This is a genomic window from Psychroserpens luteolus, assembly GCF_021032705.1.
In the GTDB taxonomy this organism is placed as follows: Bacteria; Bacteroidota; Bacteroidia; order Flavobacteriales; family Flavobacteriaceae; genus Psychroserpens; species Psychroserpens luteolus.
Map to the genome: position 1 here is coordinate 263062 of NZ_JAHVXI010000001.1, position 23819 is coordinate 286880.

Here is a 23819-nt window from a genome sequence, read left to right on the forward strand (position 1 = left end):
TATTTAAATGTACAAAAAAAACCACATCTAATAGAGTTGTAGCGAAATTACCAACAAAGCTTCGGGAGAATAATTTTAAAACCCAAAACCTAGTTTAAAAGCGAAACGTAAACCATCATCACTATTAAATGCTGAAATATTTGCAGTGATCATATCTGCAGCATTAGCAAAAATACCACCTCCAAATGAATTATTCCATCGATCGGAATCTTCATCATCTAGCCAAACACGACCATAATCTACACCACCATAAAAGCCAATATTTAATGGTAATAATCCTGTTTTGATTTTATTTAAATTGAGCCTTAAATCGGTACTTTGAACAAAAGCACTGTTACCAATAAAACGTTCATTTCTATAGCCACGCAACCCTTCATTCGCTCCTAAATTCGCTCCTTGATAAAATTCGAAATCATCTCCCAGATTGATCTGCCCTTTAAGTTTAGTCGCCAAAACTAATTGTCCGCTTGGTACTAATTTATAATCGAAGCTAAGTTCTGGAATGATATATCCAAAACCACTGGATGTACTCACATTATTTTTATATCCTGTTTCTAATGCTATCATCATACCTAATGTTGGAAAAGCTGCATTATCTGTATTGGCATAGTGGTACTTTGCTTCAATGCCATAAAAATCTTGCTTGTCAAACACGGGATTATTAGCAGGTAATAAAGCGATAAAACGACCTTCGGTTCGTTCTACTTCATTAGATTCGTAACTCACACCAACTTTAAAACTAGCACCTAATTGTCCTCTCCAAATTAATGAAGGTGACACTTTAAATGTTCTAATCTTTACACGATTATAATCGAGATCTACATCTAAACCATCATCATCATCGGCTTCAGGGTTTAGCGACTCGTTACCAAATCCAAAAAAATTAACGGCATAATTAGGGCTTGTAAAATGTGCTTGAATTCCTAGATTCATATGTCCAACCACATTAGCAAACTCGCCATTATATCCCAAATCAAAACCTTGTGTAGCAAAATAGTAAGCTGCCGAAAAGATGTGTTGTGATGTAAAAGGATTACGTTCAAAGCCGTAATTAGTTAAGGTATTGGAGAACCCTAATTTAAATCCGTCATCAGGATTGGCTCCTAAGGTTGGAATAAACTGATTACTACTATTTTTTAGCTTTTTATAATCGTAGACATTGGTCTCATAGTCATCGGTTAATTTGACTTTTCCTTTGTTGGTTAAAAACTCACTTTCTTTTGATTTATAATCGTAGATTTTTACTTTTTTACCACTTTGAATGTCATAAACATCTTTATTTTGCCCACCAATTAATCGTATCTTTATTAGCTTGTTGCCTTCTCCTGATACCTTAAACACGTCATCATCATCTAAACCATAAATCCAAATCTCTTTGGTGTCTTTGCAGGTATAAGTTCGTTCATGAAATACATCAGATTTCTCGCCTTTTTTAATGCGATAAGCAGTCACTTTTGTGTCTCCATTTGGCAGACGTACGATATCAAACCAATCGTCTTTATCAGTTCCCTTAATCAAACCAAACATGTTGATATGATTATAGTATTCATCGGATATCTTCTGAAGATTTGATCGTCTTCCCTGCAATTTTCGCTTGATATCTTGAACCGTTTCTTGATTGACTTCAGAAGGGAAATACGTAAAGGCTTCATCAATAACCGCGTCTGTAAGATTGGTAACGATCTGTTGTACTTGTGCATTCCAAACGTCACGATTTGATTCATTTATTAAGGCCATATCCAATGGATACGGTTCTAGATTAAACCACTTAGGGCTCTTTAACTCTTCATCATAACTTTTCATTAAGCGTAATGCAGGTACAACCGTTGTTGCAAAACTAAGTAAAGCACCATCGGCCATGATAGAAAACGCCTGATCACGATCTCGAGGTACTGGTCTATAAATCGTTTTTCCATTTTCTTTAAACTTAGCCCAACGCCATTGATCTTCATGTCTGTCCCAATCACCAATAAGCATATCAAATAAACGTGCTCTAATATATGCTGGTTCGTCTAGAATATGATCTTCGTCTTCATGAAGTTCTTTTAGTAAATCATCTGTACTTATCAATTCATCTGAAAACCCAAAACTCGCTTTATCGCCATGTCCATCCGATGCACGTTCTTCTATCATATATAGCTCATCTCCAAACTCATCATTATACATGCCTAGAGCTTCTTGTTTAGGAATGTAATATAAAACAGGATTCGTATGATAGACACCTACAGCCTTAGATAACGTTGCAATAGTAAAAGGTGCATATGGATGAGACCCAGTAAACACATCTAAAAGCAAACCTTCGGTATACGTATCATCAAATTGCCCTTCGATATATTGATCTTTAAAAGCCACAGCTTGTAAATATTGTAATGCATTTTTGCGAAGGGCTCTCATCACATATTCTCGTCCTTGCTTATCTTCTAATCGAACAGATTTTGATTGGTGTCCTCCGCCTTTACGCGTTGGTCTTAACCCTCCAAATAGTGTATCAAGACTTACTGTTGGCGCAGATATTTTTTGACTAAATTCTTCTCTATAACGTTCTCCCCAAAGTGTTTTATAGAAACCTCCTTTCGTCGTTTCTTCTTCGGTGTAAATTGAAGCTGTTGTCTGTTTGGCTATATTATCGTTATAGTTTACACTTGCTATTTCTTTTGTAGCCGCATGTATTTCTTTTTGAAAAACGGTTTCGTTAGTAGACGCCTTGACAAAGCTTACAAAAGACGATCCATCTTTAAACACATCAAGAACTGCATAACCTTGAGTTCCATATGAAAACTGACCGCCTTGAACATTTCGTGTTGCCGAAACTTTCGATCCTGATCCACTAACAATTTGAGGTAAATTATCTTGAACTAAATATTGTAAACTATGCTCATGACCTGAAACAAAAATGGTTTTATCATTTTCCTGAGATAGAGTTATGATGCGTTTTCTAAACTCATTATAATGCTTATTCTGTATATCGACTATAGTGACACCTCCAGTTTTCCGAATCACATTTTTTAGGGTTCCTAAAATTGGAATGGGCTTCATATGACTCCCAAATGAAAATTGACCACCATGAGAGCCATTAGTAAATATGGGATGATGTAAGGCGATAATTGTCGTTTTTCCTCTGGCCTTTTTTATCAGACTTTCAAATTCATCAAAAAATTTATTCCTTGTTTTAATTTCACAATCATCATTAATGGTTGGGTGATCGTCCCAATTGGTTAAATACCATTCCGAATCGACTAAAATCATTACAATGTCTTCAGATATAGTGACCTTTTCTAAAGGGCAACCATTTTCAGGTAAAAATGTATTCTTCCCTAGTTGATCTTCAATATACTTCTCTTGTCGTTTTAAACCTTCAACACCATTACTATACCAATCATGATTACCAGGAATAAAAATAGTTTCTCCTTTAAAATCCTTAACAACATCTGTTTGTGCTTTGAGTTGATACTCGGCAAAAGCCCTTGACTCATCGCCTTTTTCTGGTAATCCCTTTGGATAGATATTATCACCTAAAAATAGAGCTGTACTATTTTTAGAAGCGTTTTTTAGTTCTTTTTCAAAAGCGATCAAGCCATCTGAAAGTTCGCCTACCGGAGAATTCCCTGCATCTCCAATTAAGTAAAATGTATGCGCTATTTCTTTGTTTTCTGGATAAGTATCAAAATGCGCCTTAATATCATCACTAGTATGCGAGACATTAGATCCCTCGATATTATACTGCGCTTTAAAATTAGCGCAGGCATTTAAAAGAATACTTATTAAAATTAATGGAGCTAATTTATTGAAGGTTTTCATTTGGACGGTTTTGTTTTCTAAAGATATTGATTCTTAATCTAATTTTTCCCATAGACTATCTGTAAAATAATGCTTACAGTCTAGAAAATGTTTTTTTATACTGAAATTCGCCTTACGAGATAGTTCTTCTATTTCTGAAAGTCCGTACTTTTTTGAGAGCTCAGTCCATATCAATTCGTTTTGTTTGAATTCAATGGTTGTTCCTAATTTTTTGATATCAACCGTTTGTGTTTTTAAGCTCACGATATAACTTTTCACTTCGCCATTAATAGGATTGTAATGACAGTAAAAGTCGAAATCATCTATCTTAAAATCAGCATCAAATTCGCGATTGATTCTAATTAAAAGGTTGAGATTAAATCGCTTGGTCACGCCACCTTTATCGTAATACGCATTGTGAATTGTTATCGGATTCTTTTTTAAATCCATACCAATGAGCAACTTGTCATTTCTATTCATATTCTTATTAAAGAGCGTTAGTAAGTTACTAGCATCTTCTTGAGAATAATTACCAATATTACTTCCTAAAAACAGGAGTAAACTTGGTATTTTACTCTTAGATGTCTCTTTTAGTATTTCAAAATAATCGCCTACTTTAGGTGTGATTGAAAGTTGGGGTAAACGCTCTGTTAATTTTTGAGTTAATATTGTAATAGCTTCTTTGGAGATATCTATGGGTATGTAATTAAAGGCAACTGAATTATTCACCAAATACTCTAGAAGTTTGAATGTTTTAAATCCATCACCAGCACCAAGCTCGATAATGTTAAACGGTTGTTGAAACTCTAAGGCATCTACTATTTGTTGTGCTTGAAGTGACAAGATTTCAAATTCTGAGTCGGTAAGATAATACTCAGGCATTTGCATAATTTCTTGAAATATGCGACTGCCATTATCATCATAAAAATATTTAGAAGAAAGTTGCTTCTGCTCATTGGTTAAACCATCAATGATATCTTTTGCAAATGTGTTGTTCATATTACTTTACGAGTCTAATTCCTGAAAACTGCCATCTCATTTCTGGATGAAAAAAATTGCGATATGTTGGTCTGCTATGGTAATCTACCGTTGCTACCGAAGCACCTCTAAGTACCATTTGATTGATCATAAATTTACCGTTATATTCGCCTAAAGCGCCAGGTGCTTTGGAGTAATTAGGATAAGGCAAGTAAGCACTATTAGTCCATTCCCAAAGCTCGCCATAGTTAAAATGTTTTGATGCCACTTCCCATTCAAACTCTGTTGGTAAACGCATTTGTTTCCATTCGGCAAACGCATGAGCTTCATAAAAACTAATGTGATTAACAGGTGTTTTAAGATTAACTTCTTGAAAGCCTTGAAGTGTATAGTGATGCCATATACCATCAATTTTATGCCAATACTCTGGTGCTTTTATAGCATTTTGTTGAATAAAATCCCAACCTTCGGCATGCCATAAATTGAAATTATCATAACCTCCCGCGTCTATGAAATTTATGTAATCTTGATTGGTCACTAACTGATTGGAAATTTCAAATTCATGCAAATACACTTTATGGTTACCTAATTCATTATCATAGCAAAATGAGTCATCGTTATGACCAATATCGTACACACCTTCTTCAATTTTTAACCATTTTGAAGGCTGCTCAATTTCAGTAAAGTGAATATCACTTTCAATTGTTGGAAACGTAGGTTGGTGTCCTAAAATGTATTTAACATCATAATAAAACAACTCCTGATGTTGTTGTTCATGTTGAATGCCGAGTTCTATTATTTTTTTAATCTCTTCTGAAATGTCTTCAGATAAAAATTCGAGCATTTCTTGGTCCACGTATTGCCTATATTGATACACTTCATCAACCGTTGGTCGCGTCATTAACCCTCTATTAGGTCTTAATACACGTGTGCCTGCATTGTTATAATAGCTATTGAACAAATAGGCAAAATCCTCGTCAAAAGTTTTGTAACCAGGTTTAAATTTAGAAAGTACAAACTGCTCAAAAAACCATGTGCTATGTGCCAAATGCCATTTTGGAGGTGACACGAATATAACTGGTTGCACAGAATAGTCTTCGGTTTTTAGAGTTCTGCAAATTGCTGTAAATCGTTGTCGTGTTTTTAGATACGAATCTTTTAATGTCATTGATTGATGATGAAATTTTTGAATTATATAAGTTCTGTGTCAATAATCACTTCACTTTGTAACGTTTTATGAACTGGACACTTTGATGCAATTTCTTTTAATCGTTGCTTTTGTGAATCGTCTAAGTTACCGATAAAAGTCAACTTTTTTGACAAATGATCGATTCGTTTTGGAGATTCAATGTCTAACATTAAATCGTCGCTATGTTTCTTAGAATAGGTTATATGAGCATATACCTCTTGTAAATCCCATTGTTTACGTTCGGCATATAATTTTAGGGTCATCACTGTACAAGCCGCTAATCCTGCACTAAGAAAATCATAAGGTGAAGGTCCAAAATCATCACCACCAACACTATCAGGTTCATCAGCAATAAAATTGTGTTTTGATGTTTGAATTGTTGTTGTAAAATTATCGTCTCTCAAATTTAAATGTGCCACCAACTGTTCTCCTCCTGTATCGAGCATCTTATTGTCCTTAGGTTCAAAGTAACGTTGCACCCAACTGCCTATAATATCTCCAGCATATAAGCTATCGCGAGTATTTGACAACAAATGGTCGGCATCATCAAGGGTCACAAAACTCTTTGGATGATGTGCATTATGATATAATTGCTCGGCGTTTTTTATACCTACTATGGTATCGATTGGCGAATGCAAAATAAGTAGCGGTTTTCTAAGAGACTTTACTATCGCAGGCAAATCTGTTTTATCAAAATCTGAAACAAAATCTTCGTCAATTTTAAAAGGTCTACCACCAATGTTAACTTCTACTTTACCTTTTTGCTTTATATCTTCGATACCATGAGAAAACAAATGTTTAACGTGATTTACTGTGGCTGGAGCACCAATTGTTGCTACTGCCTTGATATTATCCAATTTTGAAGCGGCTACTAAAACAGCAGCTCCACCAAGAGAGTGTCCTACAAGTAAAGATGGAGCTTTGTAGTTTTCTGTTAGATAGTCATTAACAGCTATGAGATCATCAACATTTGCAGAAAAATGACTGTCTGCAAATTCACCTTCACTACGTCCTAGTCCTGTGAAATCAAATCTCACCACACCAAAACCGTGATTAGTTAGTGATCGACTAATATTTTTGACAGCACTTAATGTACTGCTACAGGTAAAACAATGTGCGAAAATGGCAAAATAACTTGGCTTTTGATTAGCAGGCAACTCCAGATATGCCTGAAGTTTATGCCCTTTTTTGTTTTCTATTTTTAATCTCTCGTTGCTCATAATTATGCATTTACAGTGATGTTTCCAACTTTAAATGATCTAACTTATCACAGTTAACTTTGTTGGTATAATTAGTTAATAATAGTTTCAATTTAGGGTTAATAAACGTTTTACAAAACGGTTTTTCAGGATTTTTGAAATAGTAATTAGTAATCTCTTCTCTTGAGGTTTTAAATGCATTGAAATCTAAAACAAGAGTAATTAATTCATCTTTATGTTGCTTGTTCAAATCATTTAAAATATGCTTGGCTTTTGCTTTTACAACTTCTGAAAATGTATAAATTGCCGAACGATATTTATCGCGCATAGAGTGATTTTTGGTACTCTTATGTGTTAATACATGAATTTCTATTAGCAGCTCAAGACTTACCTCTTTTGGGTTATAGGTCACAATAACACCTTCAGAAAAACTTGCAAATTCATTAGTAGATGCGATATAACCTTGTTCTACAGCAATGACTCCTTTTAACGATTGAAATACAGCTTCTGTACACCAATGACAACCGCCTCCAAATCCTATTTTCTCTTCATTATTCATCAATCTGTAATCTCTACACCTCTCCAAAAGGCAACATGCCCTTTTATCGATTTGGCCAATTGAGATACTTCTGGATAGTACCAAGCGGCATCTCTATTTTCTTTTCCATCGACTTCTAAAGTATAATAAGACGCTTCACCTTTCCATGCACATGTGGTATGCGTATCACTTGGTTTAAAGAATTCCTTTTTAATACTTTCGTGTGGAAAATAATGGTTGTTTTCTATAACAACTGTGTCATTACTTTCTGCTATAATTTGATTATTCCAAATGGCTTTCATAATTATTTTAATTCCAATTTAATTGTTTTCGTTCGTTCCAGTAGTTGGTCGTATTAACAGCAAAATCCTTAAGCCGTTCTATATCATTTTCAGATAATTTAAATGATGTCACCTTTACATTTGATTCTAAATGCGTAACATTTGAGGCACCACTTAAAACTATGCTGCCTTTTATTGTCTGTTGACAAAACTTCAAAGCAACAGCATCAATTCCCACGTTATATTTTTCTGATAATTCCTCCAAAACAGCATAGAGTTTATTATAATTATAGAATCTTTCATTTCTAAACAAACGACCATTGGCTATGGCTTCTTTAATGATAACTGTCTTATTTTGATTCATTAATTCTGAGTGCAATTCATACAAACTTTGATCCAAAATATTATAGGTGACTTGAAACGCATCAAATAACTGTTCATTAGCCACAGAAATATCCATGGCCTTTTTAATCACTTCAATTTGATTAGCTCCACTAGTTGTAATAGCTATGTCAATGTTAAATTCATTTTTCAAAAATGCCAGCCGGTTTAGAATGGCTTCATTTTCTAACACACCTGTTTCAAATGTTGCCGAATGGATTTGATATACCTTCAAATTTGGCATAAGTACTTTTGACTTTTCCCATTGTTCATTCAATTTCTTCAAACTGTGTTCTTTCACTTCATGAATGGCAGCATTTGGATTAAAATTAGCCACATAAGTATATCCCCATTTTGTAGCTATTTTAATTTTTGGATCTGTTTTAGTTTTCAGCCAATCGATAAGTAACTGTTCAGCTAAGCCATATCCTGGAGCTGTGTCAAAATAGCGAATTCCTAAATTATAAGCTCGTTCAAGCACAGCATAGCCTTGAGTTTTAAAGGCTTCTAAATCACCATCAAAATAATGTCCTTGACGAATATTAATATACTGTGGTCTACCAATTGCCGCTGTTCCAAACCCTAATGCTTCGTTTTCATTCATAGGACAATCATATTGTTTAAGAATTGAAGAACTTTCTCATCTGGCATTTCACAGGGTTTCAATACTTCTTTATCTGATGTGATGTAATAATTTAAGCTGATAAAATCATTCCCAGCTAATTCTTCAGCATATATTTTTATACTTTTTCCTTTATTGAAATCTGTTCTAGTGATGCCGTATTTTTTATCCTGAAATAGGACTTCGCTATACCCTTTTGGCAGTAACATAATGCGTTTTAAAATTGACATTACGAACTACATGATAACATGGAACATCCTACTTTATGTCTTGCCCAATCTGGTCTTTTGGCGAACCATCTTTCATAGTCTGGTTGCTCATCGTAAGGTTTCTTCAAAAGCTGAAACAACTCCTCTATCAAATTATAATTGCCTTTATTAGCATCATCAATGGCCAATTGCGCCATATAATTTCTGAGTACATACTTAGGGTTGACAGTATTCATTTTTGATTGTCTTTCAATATTAGAAAGTAATTCTTTATCCAATCTAAAATCATACCTCTCAAACCAATCTCGCCATTGTTGCGCAATTGTATCAGATACCTCATTAGGTATATAAAAAGCCTCTTTTACTATATCCAACCCTCTTTTTGCGTCGCCCTTTTTGAAGCGACCTAAAAGTCTAAAAAATAATGTCATATCTGTTTCTGTTAATAACAAGGCGTCTTCCAAAGCTTGCACTAACATATGGTCTTTGTCATCATTTAGTTCTAAACCCAATTTGGTTTTCATCATCACTAAAGAGTTCTTTTCAAAATCTGTTTTATAGCTTTCTAAAATAGCTTCTAGCGCTTCTACATCTTCAATTAATGGATATAAGGCATTAGCTAACTGATACAAATTCCAGAGACCTATGTTAGGCTGGTTACCATAACGATAGCGTTTATGCTGTTTATCGGTTGTATTTGGCGTCCAACCAAAATCAAACCCTTCTAACCAACCATAAGGGCCATAATCTATAGTTAATCCGAGAATAGACATATTATCAGTGTTCATCACACCATGTACAAATCCTACACGCTGCCAATGAATAATCATCTCAAGTGTACGCTGAGAAACTTCAGCAAAAAATTTGATATACACCTCTTTTGAAGGTGTTCCCAAATGTGTAAAGTGTTGCTGTATTGTATAATCGACTAACTGTTTAAGCGTTTTATGATCTTGCCGTGCAGCAAATATTTCAAAACTTCCAAAGCGTAAAAATGAAGGCGAAATACGAGATACGATAGCACCTTTTTCATATGCCGAATTCCCATCATATAGCATATCTCTTAAGACCTCATCACCAGATAGTGCTAAGGACAAAGCTCGCGTTGTAGGAACACCAAGATGAAACATCGCTTCGCTACATAGATATTCGCGAATAGACGATCTTAACACAGCTAATCCATCTGCAGTTCTAGAATATGGTGTTTCCCCTGCACCTTTAAGTTGAACCGTCCACTGTTTTTTATTATGTTCGACTTCAAATAAATTTATTGCTCTTCCATCGCCCAATTGTCCAGCCCAATTACCAAATTGATGTCCACCATAACACATCGCATAAGGTTTTGTATGAGGTAACACCTCATTACCTGTAAATACTTTGGTAAACGTGTCTGATGAAACATCTGCTTCAGAGAGTCCTAATGCTTTAGCCATGTCTTTCGAAACATGTAACATTTTTGGAGCATTGGTTTTCTTTGGTGTGACATAAGAAAAGCAAGCTTCTTTTACTTGGCGTCTAGTATTTTCTGAAATAGGATCAGCCGGTAATTCTTGGATGAATGTATGTTTTAGGTTTAATTTCATTAAAATTGAACTAATAGATAATCTGTTTTTTTAAATAAATTTTAAAGTCACATAATTTACAAATAATTTAGTCGTTATCCCTTGAAAAAAATTACAGATTTTTTGATCTGTCTGGATGAAAGCATTTTAATAATTTTCGACAAATCTGGTTGTAAAACAGTCATTAATTAAAGTTTAGTATTTTTACTAAATAAACTAACACTCTTTATGGAAACCCTAGTTCTTGAAGCTGAAAAATATGTCACAGGTTATTTAAATGATAATTTAGATCCTAAATTTGTTTATCATAACCTCGCACACACACAACGTGTGGTAGAAAAAGTAAAAGAACTTACAGATACCAGTAGTCTTAGTAACAATGAAAAGCATATTTTATTGATTGCAGCGTGGTTTCATGATACTGGTTTTACTAAAGTAATTGAAGGTCATGAAAAAGAGAGTGCAAAAATTGCTTCAGACTTTTTAAAATCAAAACAAGTTGAAGAAGACACCATAAAAGCGGTTGCTAATATCATATTAGCTACTCAAATGACCTATGAGCCTAAAAATGAGCTAGAAGGCATCATTAGAGATGCAGATTGCGCACATGTATCCAGTAAAAATTATGATGAATTTGCATCACTACTAAGAAAAGAGTGGGAACTCACTCAAGACAAATTTATATCAAAGCCTGATTGGGTAAATGATAACATTTCATTTTTAACAAACCATACATTTTATACAAATATCGCTGCCAGTAAATGGGAAAAGCGAAAAGGAAAAAACCTAGCTGGTCTATTACAAAGTCAAAATAAAATTAAGGAAAACACAGAGAAATTAAAGCAAAAAAAAGCCGAATTAAGCTTTAAAAAACACAAGCTAGATTTACCTGAACGTGGTATTGAGACTATGTTTAGAGTTGCACTTCGAAATCACATTACCTTAAGTGACATTGCCGATACTAAAGCGAATATTTTACTCTCTGTAAATGCTATTATCATCTCATTAGTATTATCAAATTTAGTCTCTAAACTTGATAACCCATCAAACGATTACCTGATTTGGCCTACTGCAATATTTGCTGCGTTTACAGTAGCTTCTATTATTTTATCTGTATTAGCTACGCGACCAAATGTAACTCAGGGAAAATTTAATAAAGAAGATGTCGCTAATAAAAAAGTTAATTTATTATTCTTTGGAAACTTCCATAAAATGAAACTTGACGAGTTTGAGTGGGCTATGAATGAAATGATGCAAGATAGAGATTACTTATACAGTTCACTTACTAAAGATTTATACTTTTTAGGTCTAGTTTTAAACAGAAAATACAGTTTATTGCGTCAAACCTATACGGTGTTTATGATAGGTATAGTAGTAAGTGTTATTGCTTTTGCTATTGCTTTTCAATATTCAGGAGCAGTGATTCCATAAACTTAAGAAACACACTTAAGCATTAATTTCCTTCATTAAATCGTCATAGGTATAGAACAATTTATCATCTTCATTTTTGTGATATAACACACTTACTCGTAAGGCTTTTAAACCTGTAACTGCCTGTAAATCCTGAAGTTCAACAATTTCAACATCATCATCTAAATACTTTTTAGACTGTAAAAATTTAATATATCTTAAATATTCTCTTTCATCTTGTTTTTGAGAATACACGATACTTATTTTACCTTTTTGAGTGACACGTTCGGTAGTACCTTTGATGTAGGCTTTGTCTACACGCTTTTTTACAATTTCGTATCTAGCATTGTAAGTACCATCAACATCAAATTGCTTTTCATCCATTCTAAAACTAATAGATAAAGGCTGGTTAAACACTAGAACCATAGACGCAACATCTAGCTTTACCGGAAAATCAGATTGCATTAAATAAAAGGCATTTTCCATTTCGCACATAACTTGCAACTGCCACAATCTCAAATTATATAAATAGATTGGGTTAAAGCTATCTTCTTTTGTGATGGATTCACCAATATACATGTTGTGTTCAACACCATCGGTTTTGAAGCGCTCAAAGTAATGAGGATACATAGCCTGTGCTTCTACTTGCTTTTTATCTAAAAGCGCAGCCATTTCTTTATTTATTAAAGTAATAGTATCGTCGTAATTCTTTCTATGCTTATATAAGACATCTACCCTATCATCAATACTGTCAAAGTAAGCGTTTACTTGATCTGTTAAAACACCATCCCTTCTTAAATGACCTAATAAAGGATCTATATCTTTTCTTATAAATGCAGAAATTTGTTGCTCACTATCGACTTGAAAATGCGAATTCAAACCTTCTAAATAGTCATTTATTTGATATAGAAATTGCTCATAAATTGGTAAGTTTTCAATTTCAAGAGCATTGATTATTATGGCCTTTATAGCATTTAATTGAATTGTTAAATCTTGTTGAGTAGCCGAATTTCTTGCATCGGATGACCCTTTAATATCTATTTGACCATACAACGGATAAACATTTTCAAAAGCTATTTTATTAAAACTAGGCTCTTTACCATTTAATTGATCCTTAATAAAGTTTCTGGCCTCCTTAACAAATCGCCAGTTAACACTTGGGTGAATCGAAGTACATTCTTGCTGAATAATAGCTTCAATTAAATTTTCTTCTTCACTTTTAGACCGTTCAACTGCTGACACAATAAAAGGCATCACATCAACTAGTTTATTAGCGTTAATGCTATTTAAAACTTTAGGTTGGTCTGAAACAATTTCCAGAATTCCCATTAAGCCTTCTTCGTTAGCTATAGGCGCTAAAATCGCACTTTTAATGCTTTGATCTTTAAGTGTTTTGTATTGAGGAGCTTCACCTTTAGATAATTTATAATATTTTTCTACATCAGAAATAGCGTAAAACTTTTTCTCTTTTAATAAGGTTTGATATGAGTCACTACAAAGCGCACTTGAACACTTATTAGAATCTAAGTTATTTAGTAAAAAGCTATTCATTGCCACACCATATACCTTCTCAAAATCATCTTCTTCTTCATTATAAATAGAAAAACCTACTTTGATATCTTTAAGCCCTAAGAGTGATCTAAAAATTTCTTGAAAATCTTCCATAAAACCTTCATCTTTCCGCTTATCTTCACCAATTAATGTGGTTTTAATATTAGAAATAGACTGGTCATCTGTAACATTGAAAATATTAGAAATTACAAAACCCTTAAACGTATAACTATTAGGAGGGAATTTTTCCTTCCATAATTCCATATTGTCAAAATTGTCTAGCAATTCGTCAACATCTTCTTGTGTTATTTTTGGCGCATGATCGGCTGGAATGATCTCTGTAAAATCTGCATTGTACAATATTTTATAGAACTGCATTATGCCATTAGCATCAGGAATTTCATAATAGAATGGTCGCTTGAAGTTAATACTGTGACCGTAACAAAACGCTAAAATGATAGTACATGCAATAATATACTTATCATCCTTTGGCATATTTTTAATTTCTAATTCGAAATCGTCTCCAGCAGTTTCAATAATACTTTTGAAACGCTCAGAAGAATTAAAAATGAGGTTATGAAAAGGGACAGAAGCTGTTTTAATTTCATTTTTTGTCAAAACTGGACTAAAAGAGTCTTGTAGAATAATACTAATCTCTTTCTCTCTCTCTTTCAAAATTGCAGGATCACTAAATCCATCGCGCAAAACAGGGTGAGCATCAGCTGTTTTCAAGACACGTCTAGCTTTAGCAGCAATGAATTCATCTTCACTTTTTGCTAATTCCTCATAGTGCTTAAGCAGTTTGCTAAAACTTACTTTAAGCTCAAAAGGAGATTCTATGTTCTCGTTAATGTCACTCATACCAACGTTTTGTTGCATGCAAAGTTACAAATTAATAGTTTAATTCTTATTAATAAGACTTTCTAAGTGCCGGAATGTTACAAGAAATTATGTTAAAAAGTAAGAAATTTAATCGATTTATAATAGCGCTTAACTATAAGCTCACTCAAAGAAACGTTTGTCAATAAAAAAAATATAACACTATTTTTTTATAATACTTATGGCGACACCTCCACCTTGAGCTAATCTTAGTTTTAATTGAGATGATTTACGTATTACTAGTGTTTCAATGTCTATAGCTAATGGGTTTTTGTCCCAATGTGCATCTTTTCCGTCTTTATAAATCGTAGCTGTATACTCTTGATTATCCTCTAGAAAATCAAAATCTATATCCAATTCCCTAGCATTCTCATCGGTAATACTGCCTAAAAACCAGTTGCCTGTTTCTCGCTCTTTCCTTGCAATGGTCACATAATCTCCTACTTCGCCATTTAACACTTTTGTGTCTTCCCAATCAACTCCTACATCTTTAATAAATTGTAATGGTTCAGGATTTGCTTCGTAATGCTCTACCAAATCAGCAGCCATTTGAATTGGGCTATAAATTACAACGTATAAGGCCAATTGTTGCGCTAAAGTTGTATTAACCTGATTTTCTGTTTTGTATTCATTAAACTTAATATTGAAAATTCCAGGCGTGAAATCTATTGGACCTGCAAGCATTCTCGTAAAAGCCACTATTGGTAAATGCTCTGGAGGGTTACCTCCATCTTGAGCCCATGCATTAAATTCTTGTCCACGAAGACCTTCTCTCGAAATGGTATTAGGATATGTTCGCCTCAATCCTGTTGCCTTGATTGGTTCGTGCGCATTAATCGCTACCTTATATTTCGCAGCTTTTTCAACTGTATTGTTATAATGATTTACCATATACTGTCCATGATGATATTCTCCTTTCGGAAGGATTTTTCCAACATATCCAGTTTTAACAGAATGTATACCATAGCTCTGCATCAAAGCAAAAGCAGTATCTTGTTGTTTTGTATACGTTTCGGTAGCAGCAGAAGATTCATGGTGCATAATGATATCAACACCTTTCTCTTTTCCGTAGCGCACTACTTCATCGATATCATAATCGGGATATGTTGTTACAAAATCAAAAACACCTTCCCGATCTTCAAAACCAATCCAACGTTCCCAACCTGTATTCCAACCTTCAACTAAAACACCTTTGATATTATTTTTTGCTGAAAAGTCAATAAATCGCTTTACATTTTCGGTAGTAGCGCCATGTCTCCCATGTGCCTTTCCTGTATCGGTCCATTTTCCATCAACCATCTCCATACCATAGTCCCATGACGATTTCCCTAAATGCATTTCCCACCAAACACCTGTATATTTCATTGGCTTAAACCAAGATACATCTCCTAATTTATTAGGTTCATTCAGATTTACAATAAGGTTAGATGCTATTAAATCTGGCGCATTATCTGTAATTTGTACAGTTCTCCAAGGTGTATGGAACGGCAAACTACGTTTTACTTTATAGGTTGTGTTTTCAGAGCCTACAAGGTGACTTTCAAGACTTAAATTGGTCGTATCTACTTTTAAGGTCATACCCGAATAGTCTACCAAAGTTGCTTCATGAAAGCTGAGATGGATACCATTTTCACCAACCATAGTCACAGGCGTATTAACAGCATTTTCTGGTATATACGTTTGAGCCAAATTAACATGCCCTACATACTTTAAAGCATTAACTTCTGAAAGTTTAGTCGTACTATACAAATGTTCGTAAATATCCCAATCTCCAGGAGTCCAGAAGGTATTGTAGTCCTGTGTTAAGTTAAATTGTGTACGTTCTTCGGTGATCTCAACATCTTTGAGTCTTGCTTGTTCAGGAAACTCATAACGAAAGCCAATACCATCGTCATAGACTCTAAATATAATATTAAGAAAGCGTTCTGGCGATACTTTTTCTTGAAGCATCACTTTTAATTCTCTATAATTATTAACAACATCCTTTTGTTCTCCCCAAGGCATTGACCAAGTCTCAACATTTGTCTTTGTTTCGGAGTTTTTAACACTAAAGTTCTTGTGAAATGCAGGCGCATCTTTAAACTCGAAACCTAGAAAAGAGGTATCGATCACAACCGTGTTTTCTCGAGTAACAACATAAAAAGGAGCTCCTTCTTTGGTGACATTAAATGTTAACTTCAATACTCCATTTGATGACACCGCTTCAAATACGTGCTTGTCATCAGAAGAATTACAAGACACTAAAAATAGCGCTAATAGTAATGTAATTAAACCTCTCATAATTCTAATTATTTTTGTTCTAAAAGTACAGTATAGAACTCAGAACTGAATTCTGCTTTTCCATTAGACACTACTATATTTTCATTTGAATAGGCGTCATGAATCGTTTCTCCATCTTTAAAAAACTTAGATACATCTATTGATTTTTCGCCTTTAGCTAAATTTAAACCTATGACCACCAAATCTTTATAATCTTCATTGGTATAGCTTCTATAAAAAGTATATGGTTCTTGAGTAATCATTTGATGAGTTCCTGCGCCAACAGAAGGATGATTAGCTCTAAACTGACCAAGTTTCTGCCAATGCTCTAACACTTTATTGGTCTTTGCATCACTTTCAATAGCGTCCCAATTCATCATAGAACGTAAAGTAGCATCTCCCACTGTACCTTCAACAACTAAACTTCTAGCAGATTCATCTCCATAATACACTTGGGATGTTCCTGGAGTTAGTAATAACATTGTTGCGGTTTGATAAGGCTTTTCTCTCGTTGGATCAAATGGTTGTCCGTCGTCATGTGAACTTAAATAATTTAAGACACCATAACCTTTCAATTTTGTATTTAATTCATTTGAATACCGTTTAAAAACATCTTCTTCAGACTGTTGAGCCACATTCCATTTGAGTTCAAAATTGATAAGACTTGTAAAAGCTTCATCAAAATAGTTCACTTTTTTATCGCCAAAATCAAACGCCTTTCCAGATGAGATTCCATAGTTATACACCTCTCCAACTAAATAAAAATCGTTATCATCTAACACCTTATCCTGATTGTTCTTCTTAAATTCTGAAAAAGCATAATCACATTCATTTTTAAATTCTTGCCATACAAATTCTTCAGTGTGTTTCACAGTATCCACTCTATAACCGTCAATACCAAATTCGGTAATATAGTCGGTTAACCATTTCATGATATAAAAACGTGGTGCTCTAGGATGACCTGTTCTTTCAAAAAACGCATCTAATTCGGCGACCTCGTCTTCATAACGTCCTTCCGTTTTCCATTTCTCAACCAATTGTGGTGGCAAATCAACGGCTTCATTACTTTCGGTCTTAATATCTGGCAGGTTCTTTACTAACGTACAAGTAATCGTATTTTCATAGTTACTGTATTTACATTGTGGTTCGGTTCGAACCCAATCACTCGGCCAAACTGGATCCTTTTCGGTAACAGGTCCTGTATGATTAATTACAGCATCTAAAAGAATTCGAATCCCTTTAGCATGTGCAGCCTCAACAAGTTGTTTCAAATCTTTTTTTGTTCCATAATTGGGATCAATAGCTGTCCAATCTTTTGTCCAATACCCATGAAACCCATAAGTAACGCCAGTACCTTCATCTGTTCCTCCATGAATTTGCTCAACAATTGGTGTCATCCAAATCGCATTAATTCCAAGATCTGTAAAGTAGTCTTCTTCAATTTTTTGAGTAATCCCTTTAATATCTCCACCTTTAAAACCGCGTAATTTCCCCGTTTCTTTAGTTCTATCAAAATTGACATCGTTAGATGTATCACCATTATTGAAGCGATCTGTTAATAGAAAATAAAGATTAGCACCTTCCCAAACGAAGGGGGTTTCTGCTTTTTTTTCCTTAATATTCTCTTTTGTTTGCGTTTTGCAACTAAAAAATGTTGCGAATACTAAAATTAAAATGGTTAGTTTTTTCATGCTATTTCTTCAATTTAAGGATTAAGGATTGTAATGGCTTCAAGGTAATCTTAATGGATCCTTCCCCATTAATAACTGTTAATTGCGTTTTGTACGATTTATATAATTCATCTAATAACTCGTAAGATGCATTATCTAATTTCCAGGTTTCTATGATATTAGCTGGAAGCTTTAAGTCAAAATTTTGCGTGTTTTCTGCATCAAAATTTGAGATCACAGCAAGTTGTTCATTATCACTCCAGCGTACAAAAGAAAGCACCTTATCGTTGTAGTTTTGGTTGTTTTCTCTATTGTAAAGATGGATATCTTGATAATTACCTGCTAATGCCTCACTAGTAATTGTGAAGTTTAATAAGCGTTTATAAAAATCTCTAAGTAATGTTTCCTCTGAAGTGGATTGCCCACCATCAAATTGCTTATTATTATTCCAACGCACTATGCTTGGAACACTTCCATAATCAAAGATAGAAGTACGTGTAGGATCGCCAAACCCTAAATCTTCTGCACCAGGCTCCCCAAATTCTTGTCCGAAATATACCATTGTTGGTGATGTACTTATGGTTGCAGAAACTACCATTGCTGGTTTTCCTTTTTCTGCATTTCCAGCAAAATCCGGACTTGCAATACGCTGTTCGTCATGATTTTCTAGAAAATGAAGCATATGATGTTCTATATCTTTTAAATCATTTTGAATTGGCGGAATATTATCTGTTTTCCCATGACCTTGCATCACATGCTTAATAGTATCATACAGTTGAACCTTGTCATATAGATAGTCCATTTTTCCTTTTTTAATGTAATCACGATATAAGCTTGGATTATAAACCTCAGCCAATAAAAATGCCTGCGGATTTTTCATTTTGATATGGGAATTCATGTAACTCCAGAACTCAACTGGAACCATTTCGGCCATATCATATCGAAATCCGTCCACACCTTTTTCTGTCCAATAGAGTGCTATATCTTTAAATTTCATCCAAGAACTAGGAACTGTTTTATCTTTCCAAAATTCAAAATGTGCTTTGTAGTCTTTACTATCGAATCCATCTGGCAATTCGTCAAAATCCTTTTGACCATCAGGAGACACTCCATAATTTACTTTTACTGTTTCATACCAATCATACATATCTGGTTGCGAAGCACGCGAGCCATTACCTGTCCATTTCGCAGGATTTTCGTTAAACTTCCCATCTACCATAGGATGCTTTTCGCCATTTAGAGGTAGATATCCATTTTTCCAATCTGGTACTTTAAAAGGTTCTCCAGGATTGTAATAAAAGTTATTATTCTTATGATAAGTTAGTGTTTTATCATCTTCAGCACCAAAATCTGAGGTCCCTTCAGGATTAGTCAAACTTTCGTAATTTCTAGCAACATGATTTGGTACAATATCAATAATCACTTTAAGTCCGACGTTATGAGAACGTTCTATTAAAGCTTCAAACTCTTGGAGGCGATTCTCAACATTTTCTGCAAGATCTGGATTGACATTGTAATAATCTTTTACAGCATAAGGTGAGCCCGCTCTTCCTTTCACAACATCTGGATCGTCATTAGAAATACCATATTGTACATAATCTGTAATCACATCATGATGTGGTACACCTGTATACCAAATGTGTGTAACACCAAGATCTTTAATTTCTTTTAATGCCTTTTCTGTAAAGTCATTAAACTTTCCTACGCCATTCTCATCAATGGTTCCCCAAGGTTTGTTTGTGGTATTTGTATTTCCAAAAAGTCTTGTAAAAACTTGGTAAACGACTTGTTTGTGTTTCAAAGTAACATTTGATTTAAAGGGTTCTGTTTCTTTTTTGGTTTCATTTTTACATCCAAAGGCACTCACGAGTATAATAGTTATAATGATAAATTTTAACTGTTTCATTTTGGATTATTTTTTGAGTTTGATTTGTATTTGCTTGTCTTTGGTTGTATCCCATTTCACAGGAACAGTTAGTATCTTTTTTTCTGAATCCCAAACTATATTTTTCTGCCCTTCGATTTTTATAAATTTTGAAGGCTCGTATTTCATATAAATATTCAGTTTTTTACCGTTAACTTTAATTCGTTTCGGTGCATTTTGAATATTATGAATAACCAAATCAATAGATTTATCAGATAAATTAAGGTTAACTCCCGATTTTAACTCAAAATTAAATTTGAGATTTCTGCCTTTGAAATTGGATTTATACTCGACAATTTCATAAAAGCCTTTTTCAATTGCATTTCTATCATTTTTGTCATTGTATAACCTACGTTTACTGTTAGGTATTGAATTATCAAAATAATAGTGCAGTTGGAGTTCGTTACTATTATAATCTTTGGTAGAGTTCATGGGTTGAGCCATTGGAACAAAAGCACCAGCTCTCACATACGTAGGAATAGAATTTTCTTTGGTGGCAACGGTTTTTGTTTGTCCGCCTTCAATTCTTTCTTCTGTGTAAAAATCAAACCATGTGGTATGCTTCGGAAAATAGACCTCTTTTTCTTTTTGTCCAGCCTTTAAGATTGGAGCCACTAAAATATCTTTTCCCCATAGATAGGTATCTGAATAGGTATATAAATCTGAATTACTAGGTTCTTCAAAAAATAGTGGTCGCATCAAAGGCGCTCCCGTTTGGTGATTCTCATACATCAAATTGTAATTGTACGGAAGCATTCTGTAACGCAATTCAATAGCTTGCTTTGCTAAAGTTTTAGCCTTATCACTTCTAAACACGGGTTCGCTGGCTACTTCCTCTTGCGCATGCGGACGATAAATGGGTTGAAATACACCATATTGTAACCATCTCACATAGAGTTCATCATCTAAATTATTTCCTGCAAATCCGCCCAAATCACTATGCATATAAGCAAGTCCTTGCATCCCCATTTGAATTGCAATTTCAGGTTGCGGCTGCAGGCCTCCCCAAGTTCTATTGACATCTCCAGACCAAGGCACCATACCATAGCGTTGAGAACCAGAATAACCAGCGCGCATTAAAATAAAAGGTCGTTTATCTGGATTAGCTTCTAAACTAGATTCATATACTAATTTTGCCCAATCATGACCGTAGATGTTATGAACCTCATCAGCAGTTCCAGTGGCATGCTGCACCCAACTTGGATGTACTTCAGGTTCTCCAAGGTCTCCCCAAAATCCGTTGACACCTAATCGAGATAGGTCTTTATAAATGTTTTTGAACCAGGCATTTCCTTTATTATTATAAATATCGATGATCCCTGTATTTCCAAAATAGAAATTATAGGTTGCTGGATGTCCTATAGAATCTTTAGCTAAAATATCTTTGGTAACCGCCTCATCCCAACGATTAGAAGTCGTAAGGATAAAAGGTTCAGTAATAAGAATAGTTTCTACATTTCTAGCTTTTAAATCGTCTACCATTTGCTTAGGATTTGGAAAAGAATCTCTATCAAAAGCTAAGTTTCCCATGGTGCCTTTAATTTCTTTTCCAAACCAATATAAATCTAGAATGATAGCATCAACAGGAATATTTTCTTCTTTAAATTTATCAATGGTTTCAATCACTTCTTTTTGTGAGTGGTATCCAAATCGGCTTGAGAAATTTCCTAAAGCCCAACGTGGTAACATGGGTTGTTTTCCTGTTAGATTTGTATAATTATCAACAATATCATACCAAGACTCACCAACAATAACCTGATAGGTCTTACGCCCTGAAATGGTTTCATAAGTGAGTGTATTATCACGTTTACTATCTAGATCTAAAAATCCTATTGGTGCATTATCAAAATGAACCATGTATTTGTTAGACGAAATTACTATAGGTAATGTGTAGTTCATCAACTCAGATCGTGTTTCATAACCATAGTGCGCACGATTGTACAACTGTAATCTATTACCACGACGATTCATACCCAAAGCTCTTGCTCCACCACCATATAACACTTCATCTTTGGTAAGTTGAAATTGAATAGTTTCCAAACTATCAGTCTTTATATAACCTCCTTTTTCAGAAATAATATGCTTGTCTTTGAAGAAATACGATATTTGAAAAGGTGATTTCTTGACAGTTACGTAAAGCCCATTAGTTTTTAACAACACATCTTCACCGCGTTCTAATATTTGAATGTTAGACGTATTTGATTTTTTTAAAACAACAGCATGAGAATTTTCATTTAACGATTCACCGGCTGGAACAAAGGTCGTTTCTATAATTTCTGATGATAAAGGTTTGATGATATAGTAGCCATCATTCACCTCAATTTTCAAATTAGAACCTTTAATTTCTGCACCTTTAAAAATACGGTTCGGATTTTGAGAAAATCCAATCGTAAAACAGCAAATGGCACTTATTAAAAATAAAACAGTCTTCATTTAATTGGCTAATAAAAATAATAATGGTTGATCTAATCGTTTGTTCCATGAACTTTCAGAATGATCTGTTCCTTCAAAAAATAAGTTTTTAGAATTTGTTTCTGTATATCCTTTTTGCTTTAAAATCTTGTCTACACGAGGTGCAAATTTTGGATAAAATTGATCTAAGGTTTTATTTCCGTAATCAAAATACAGCTTGTGGGTTTTTGAGGATGGCAAGTGGTCTTCCATATATTTAAATATAGCCTCAGGATAAGGATTGTTAGGCATTGGCATTGCACCAACCCAATGTGTTGAAATACATCCTGCTGCTCCAAAAGTATCTGGATATTCTGAAATAGCATACATCGACATTAAGCCACCCATACTTGAACCTGCCACAACCGTATGCTCTTTTTCAGGTAGAGTTGAGTAAGTTCTATCAATGACTGGTTTTAATTCTTCAACAAGGAATTTTAAATAATTATCACCATTTAATTTCACATCAAAATTGTTCTTTTTGGCCATGGCAATTAAAGAATCTTGTGTTGTTTTATTGATGTACTCAAATGACTTTTCAGGAAATAGATCCAGCCATCTTATTTGTGGAATATTATGAACACCTACAACGATAAAATCTTTGGTTTTTTTGTTATTCATTAGTTTTGAAGCCCAATCATCAACTTTCCATTCTTGTTTATTCCAAGTGGTTGTAGAATCAAATAAATTTTGTCCATCATGCATATACAATACAGCATATGACTTCTTTTTAGAATAATTTTTTGGCAACCAAACATCAACAGGTCTTGGTTTAATATACTGTGATGGAAAAGCTTCAACGCGATGCAAAGTCCCTTCATAAAGGACCGCTTCTTTTAGTTGCTTAAATGTAATATCATCTGTATTGGAGCTGCTTTCATTTTGAGATTGACTATCAAAAGACCATAATATCAAAACCATTAGAATATATCGTTTCAT

At 34.1% G+C, this 23819-nt stretch carries 16 protein-coding genes; 1 reads left to right on the forward strand and 15 read right to left on the reverse strand.

Annotated elements, in window-relative coordinates:
* Positions 1 to 75: 75 nt before the first annotated feature.
* The 9 genes from KWG70_RS01135 to KWG70_RS01175 are packed head-to-tail and all read right to left on the reverse strand — an operon-like array spanning position 76 to position 10757.
* Positions 76 to 3798, reverse strand: coding sequence for a metallophosphoesterase (locus KWG70_RS01135; RefSeq protein WP_230934149.1), 3723 nt, complete (start codon positions 3796 to 3798; stop codon positions 76 to 78).
* 33 nt (positions 3799 to 3831) lie between these two features.
* Positions 3832 to 4776 carry an L-histidine N(alpha)-methyltransferase gene (locus KWG70_RS01140; protein ID WP_230934150.1) on the reverse strand — a complete coding sequence of 315 codons (945 nt, stop codon included), beginning with the start codon at positions 4774 to 4776 and terminating at the stop codon, positions 3832 to 3834.
* A 1-nt stretch (position 4777) separates the two neighbouring features.
* Positions 4778 to 5923: an ergothioneine biosynthesis protein EgtB gene (gene egtB, locus KWG70_RS01145; protein WP_230934151.1), complete on the reverse strand. Its 1146-nt coding sequence runs from the start codon at positions 5921 to 5923 to the stop codon at positions 4778 to 4780.
* A gap of 23 nt (positions 5924 to 5946) precedes the next feature.
* The gene (locus KWG70_RS01150; protein WP_230934152.1) at positions 5947 to 7164 is read right to left on the reverse strand and encodes a bifunctional alpha/beta hydrolase/OsmC family protein; all 1218 of its coding nucleotides are present in this window, start codon (positions 7162 to 7164) and stop codon (positions 5947 to 5949) included.
* 10 nt (positions 7165 to 7174) lie between these two features.
* Positions 7175 to 7702, reverse strand: a complete 528-nt coding sequence (locus tag KWG70_RS01155; protein ID WP_230934153.1) for a peptide-methionine (S)-S-oxide reductase — start codon at positions 7700 to 7702, stop codon at positions 7175 to 7177.
* Positions 7702 to 7983: a DUF427 domain-containing protein gene (locus KWG70_RS01160; RefSeq protein ID WP_230934154.1), complete on the reverse strand. Its 282-nt coding sequence runs from the start codon at positions 7981 to 7983 to the stop codon at positions 7702 to 7704. Before KWG70_RS01160 ends, KWG70_RS01155 begins: the two co-directional genes overlap by 1 nt.
* A 7-nt stretch (positions 7984 to 7990) precedes the next feature.
* A complete protein-coding gene (locus tag KWG70_RS01165; protein WP_230934155.1) occupies positions 7991 to 8947 on the reverse strand; it encodes an aldo/keto reductase in 957 nt (318 codons plus the stop codon).
* Positions 8944 to 9195 carry a peptide methionine sulfoxide reductase gene (locus KWG70_RS01170; protein WP_230934156.1) on the reverse strand — a complete coding sequence of 84 codons (252 nt, stop codon included), beginning with the start codon at positions 9193 to 9195 and terminating at the stop codon, positions 8944 to 8946. The genes KWG70_RS01165 and KWG70_RS01170 overlap by 4 nt, the downstream gene beginning before the upstream one ends.
* A complete protein-coding gene (locus KWG70_RS01175; protein WP_230934157.1) occupies positions 9195 to 10757 on the reverse strand; it encodes a protein adenylyltransferase SelO in 1563 nt (520 codons plus the stop codon). Before KWG70_RS01175 ends, KWG70_RS01170 begins: the two co-directional genes overlap by 1 nt.
* Before the next feature lie 207 nt (positions 10758 to 10964).
* Here KWG70_RS01175 and KWG70_RS01180 point away from each other — a divergent pair, with 207 nt between their 5' ends.
* A complete protein-coding gene (locus tag KWG70_RS01180) occupies positions 10965 to 12167 on the forward strand; it encodes a Pycsar system effector family protein (protein ID WP_230934158.1) in 1203 nt (400 codons plus the stop codon).
* Positions 12168 to 12182: 15 nt separating this feature from the next.
* Here the strand turns inward: KWG70_RS01180 and KWG70_RS01185 are convergent, their stop codons facing one another.
* The 6 genes from KWG70_RS01185 to KWG70_RS01210 form a co-directional block, all read right to left on the reverse strand.
* Positions 12183 to 14558: a GAF domain-containing protein gene (locus tag KWG70_RS01185; protein ID WP_230934159.1), complete on the reverse strand. Its 2376-nt coding sequence runs from the start codon at positions 14556 to 14558 to the stop codon at positions 12183 to 12185.
* A gap of 180 nt (positions 14559 to 14738) precedes the next feature.
* Positions 14739 to 16856 carry a glycoside hydrolase family 97 protein gene (locus KWG70_RS01190; RefSeq protein ID WP_230934160.1) on the reverse strand — a complete coding sequence of 706 codons (2118 nt, stop codon included), beginning with the start codon at positions 16854 to 16856 and terminating at the stop codon, positions 14739 to 14741.
* Positions 16857 to 16864: 8 nt separating this feature from the next.
* Positions 16865 to 18526 (reverse strand): alpha-amylase family glycosyl hydrolase, encoded by a 1662-nt coding sequence (locus KWG70_RS01195; protein WP_230934161.1) that lies wholly within the window; start codon positions 18524 to 18526, stop codon positions 16865 to 16867.
* A gap of 1 nt (position 18527) precedes the next feature.
* Positions 18528 to 20411, reverse strand: coding sequence for an alpha-amylase family glycosyl hydrolase (locus tag KWG70_RS01200; protein WP_230934162.1), 1884 nt, complete (start codon positions 20409 to 20411; stop codon positions 18528 to 18530).
* A gap of 6 nt (positions 20412 to 20417) precedes the next feature.
* Positions 20418 to 22862 (reverse strand): TIM-barrel domain-containing protein, encoded by a 2445-nt coding sequence (locus KWG70_RS01205; protein WP_230934163.1) that lies wholly within the window; start codon positions 22860 to 22862, stop codon positions 20418 to 20420.
* On the reverse strand, positions 22863 to 23819 hold the full coding sequence (locus KWG70_RS01210) for an alpha/beta hydrolase (protein WP_230934164.1): 957 nt from the start codon (positions 23817 to 23819) through the stop codon (positions 22863 to 22865).

Coding starts and splice junctions, on each gene's coding strand:
- KWG70_RS01160 (WP_230934154.1), bottom strand. CDS start 7,983: ATGAAAGCCATTTGGAATAATCAAATTATAGCAGAAAGTAATGACACA.
- KWG70_RS01195 (WP_230934161.1), bottom strand. CDS start 18,526: ATGAAAAAACTAACCATTTTAATTTTAGTATTCGCAACATTTTTTAGT.
- KWG70_RS01180 (WP_230934158.1), top strand. CDS start 10,965: ATGGAAACCCTAGTTCTTGAAGCTGAAAAATATGTCACAGGTTATTTA.
- KWG70_RS01210 (WP_230934164.1), bottom strand. CDS start 23,819: ATGAAACGATATATTCTAATGGTTTTGATATTATGGTCTTTTGATAGT.
- KWG70_RS01190 (WP_230934160.1), bottom strand. CDS start 16,856: ATGAGAGGTTTAATTACATTACTATTAGCGCTATTTTTAGTGTCTTGT.
- egtB (WP_230934151.1), bottom strand. CDS start 5,923: ATGACATTAAAAGATTCGTATCTAAAAACACGACAACGATTTACAGCA.
- KWG70_RS01200 (WP_230934162.1), bottom strand. CDS start 20,411: ATGAAACAGTTAAAATTTATCATTATAACTATTATACTCGTGAGTGCC.
- KWG70_RS01175 (WP_230934157.1), bottom strand. CDS start 10,757: ATGAAATTAAACCTAAAACATACATTCATCCAAGAATTACCGGCTGAT.
- KWG70_RS01135 (WP_230934149.1), bottom strand. CDS start 3,798: ATGAAAACCTTCAATAAATTAGCTCCATTAATTTTAATAAGTATTCTT.
- KWG70_RS01205 (WP_230934163.1), bottom strand. CDS start 22,862: ATGAAGACTGTTTTATTTTTAATAAGTGCCATTTGCTGTTTTACGATT.
- KWG70_RS01155 (WP_230934153.1), bottom strand. CDS start 7,702: ATGAATAATGAAGAGAAAATAGGATTTGGAGGCGGTTGTCATTGGTGT.
- KWG70_RS01150 (WP_230934152.1), bottom strand. CDS start 7,164: ATGAGCAACGAGAGATTAAAAATAGAAAACAAAAAAGGGCATAAACTT.
- KWG70_RS01140 (WP_230934150.1), bottom strand. CDS start 4,776: ATGAACAACACATTTGCAAAAGATATCATTGATGGTTTAACCAATGAG.
- KWG70_RS01185 (WP_230934159.1), bottom strand. CDS start 14,558: ATGAGTGACATTAACGAGAACATAGAATCTCCTTTTGAGCTTAAAGTA.
- KWG70_RS01170 (WP_230934156.1), bottom strand. CDS start 9,195: ATGTCAATTTTAAAACGCATTATGTTACTGCCAAAAGGGTATAGCGAA.
- KWG70_RS01165 (WP_230934155.1), bottom strand. CDS start 8,947: ATGAATGAAAACGAAGCATTAGGGTTTGGAACAGCGGCAATTGGTAGA.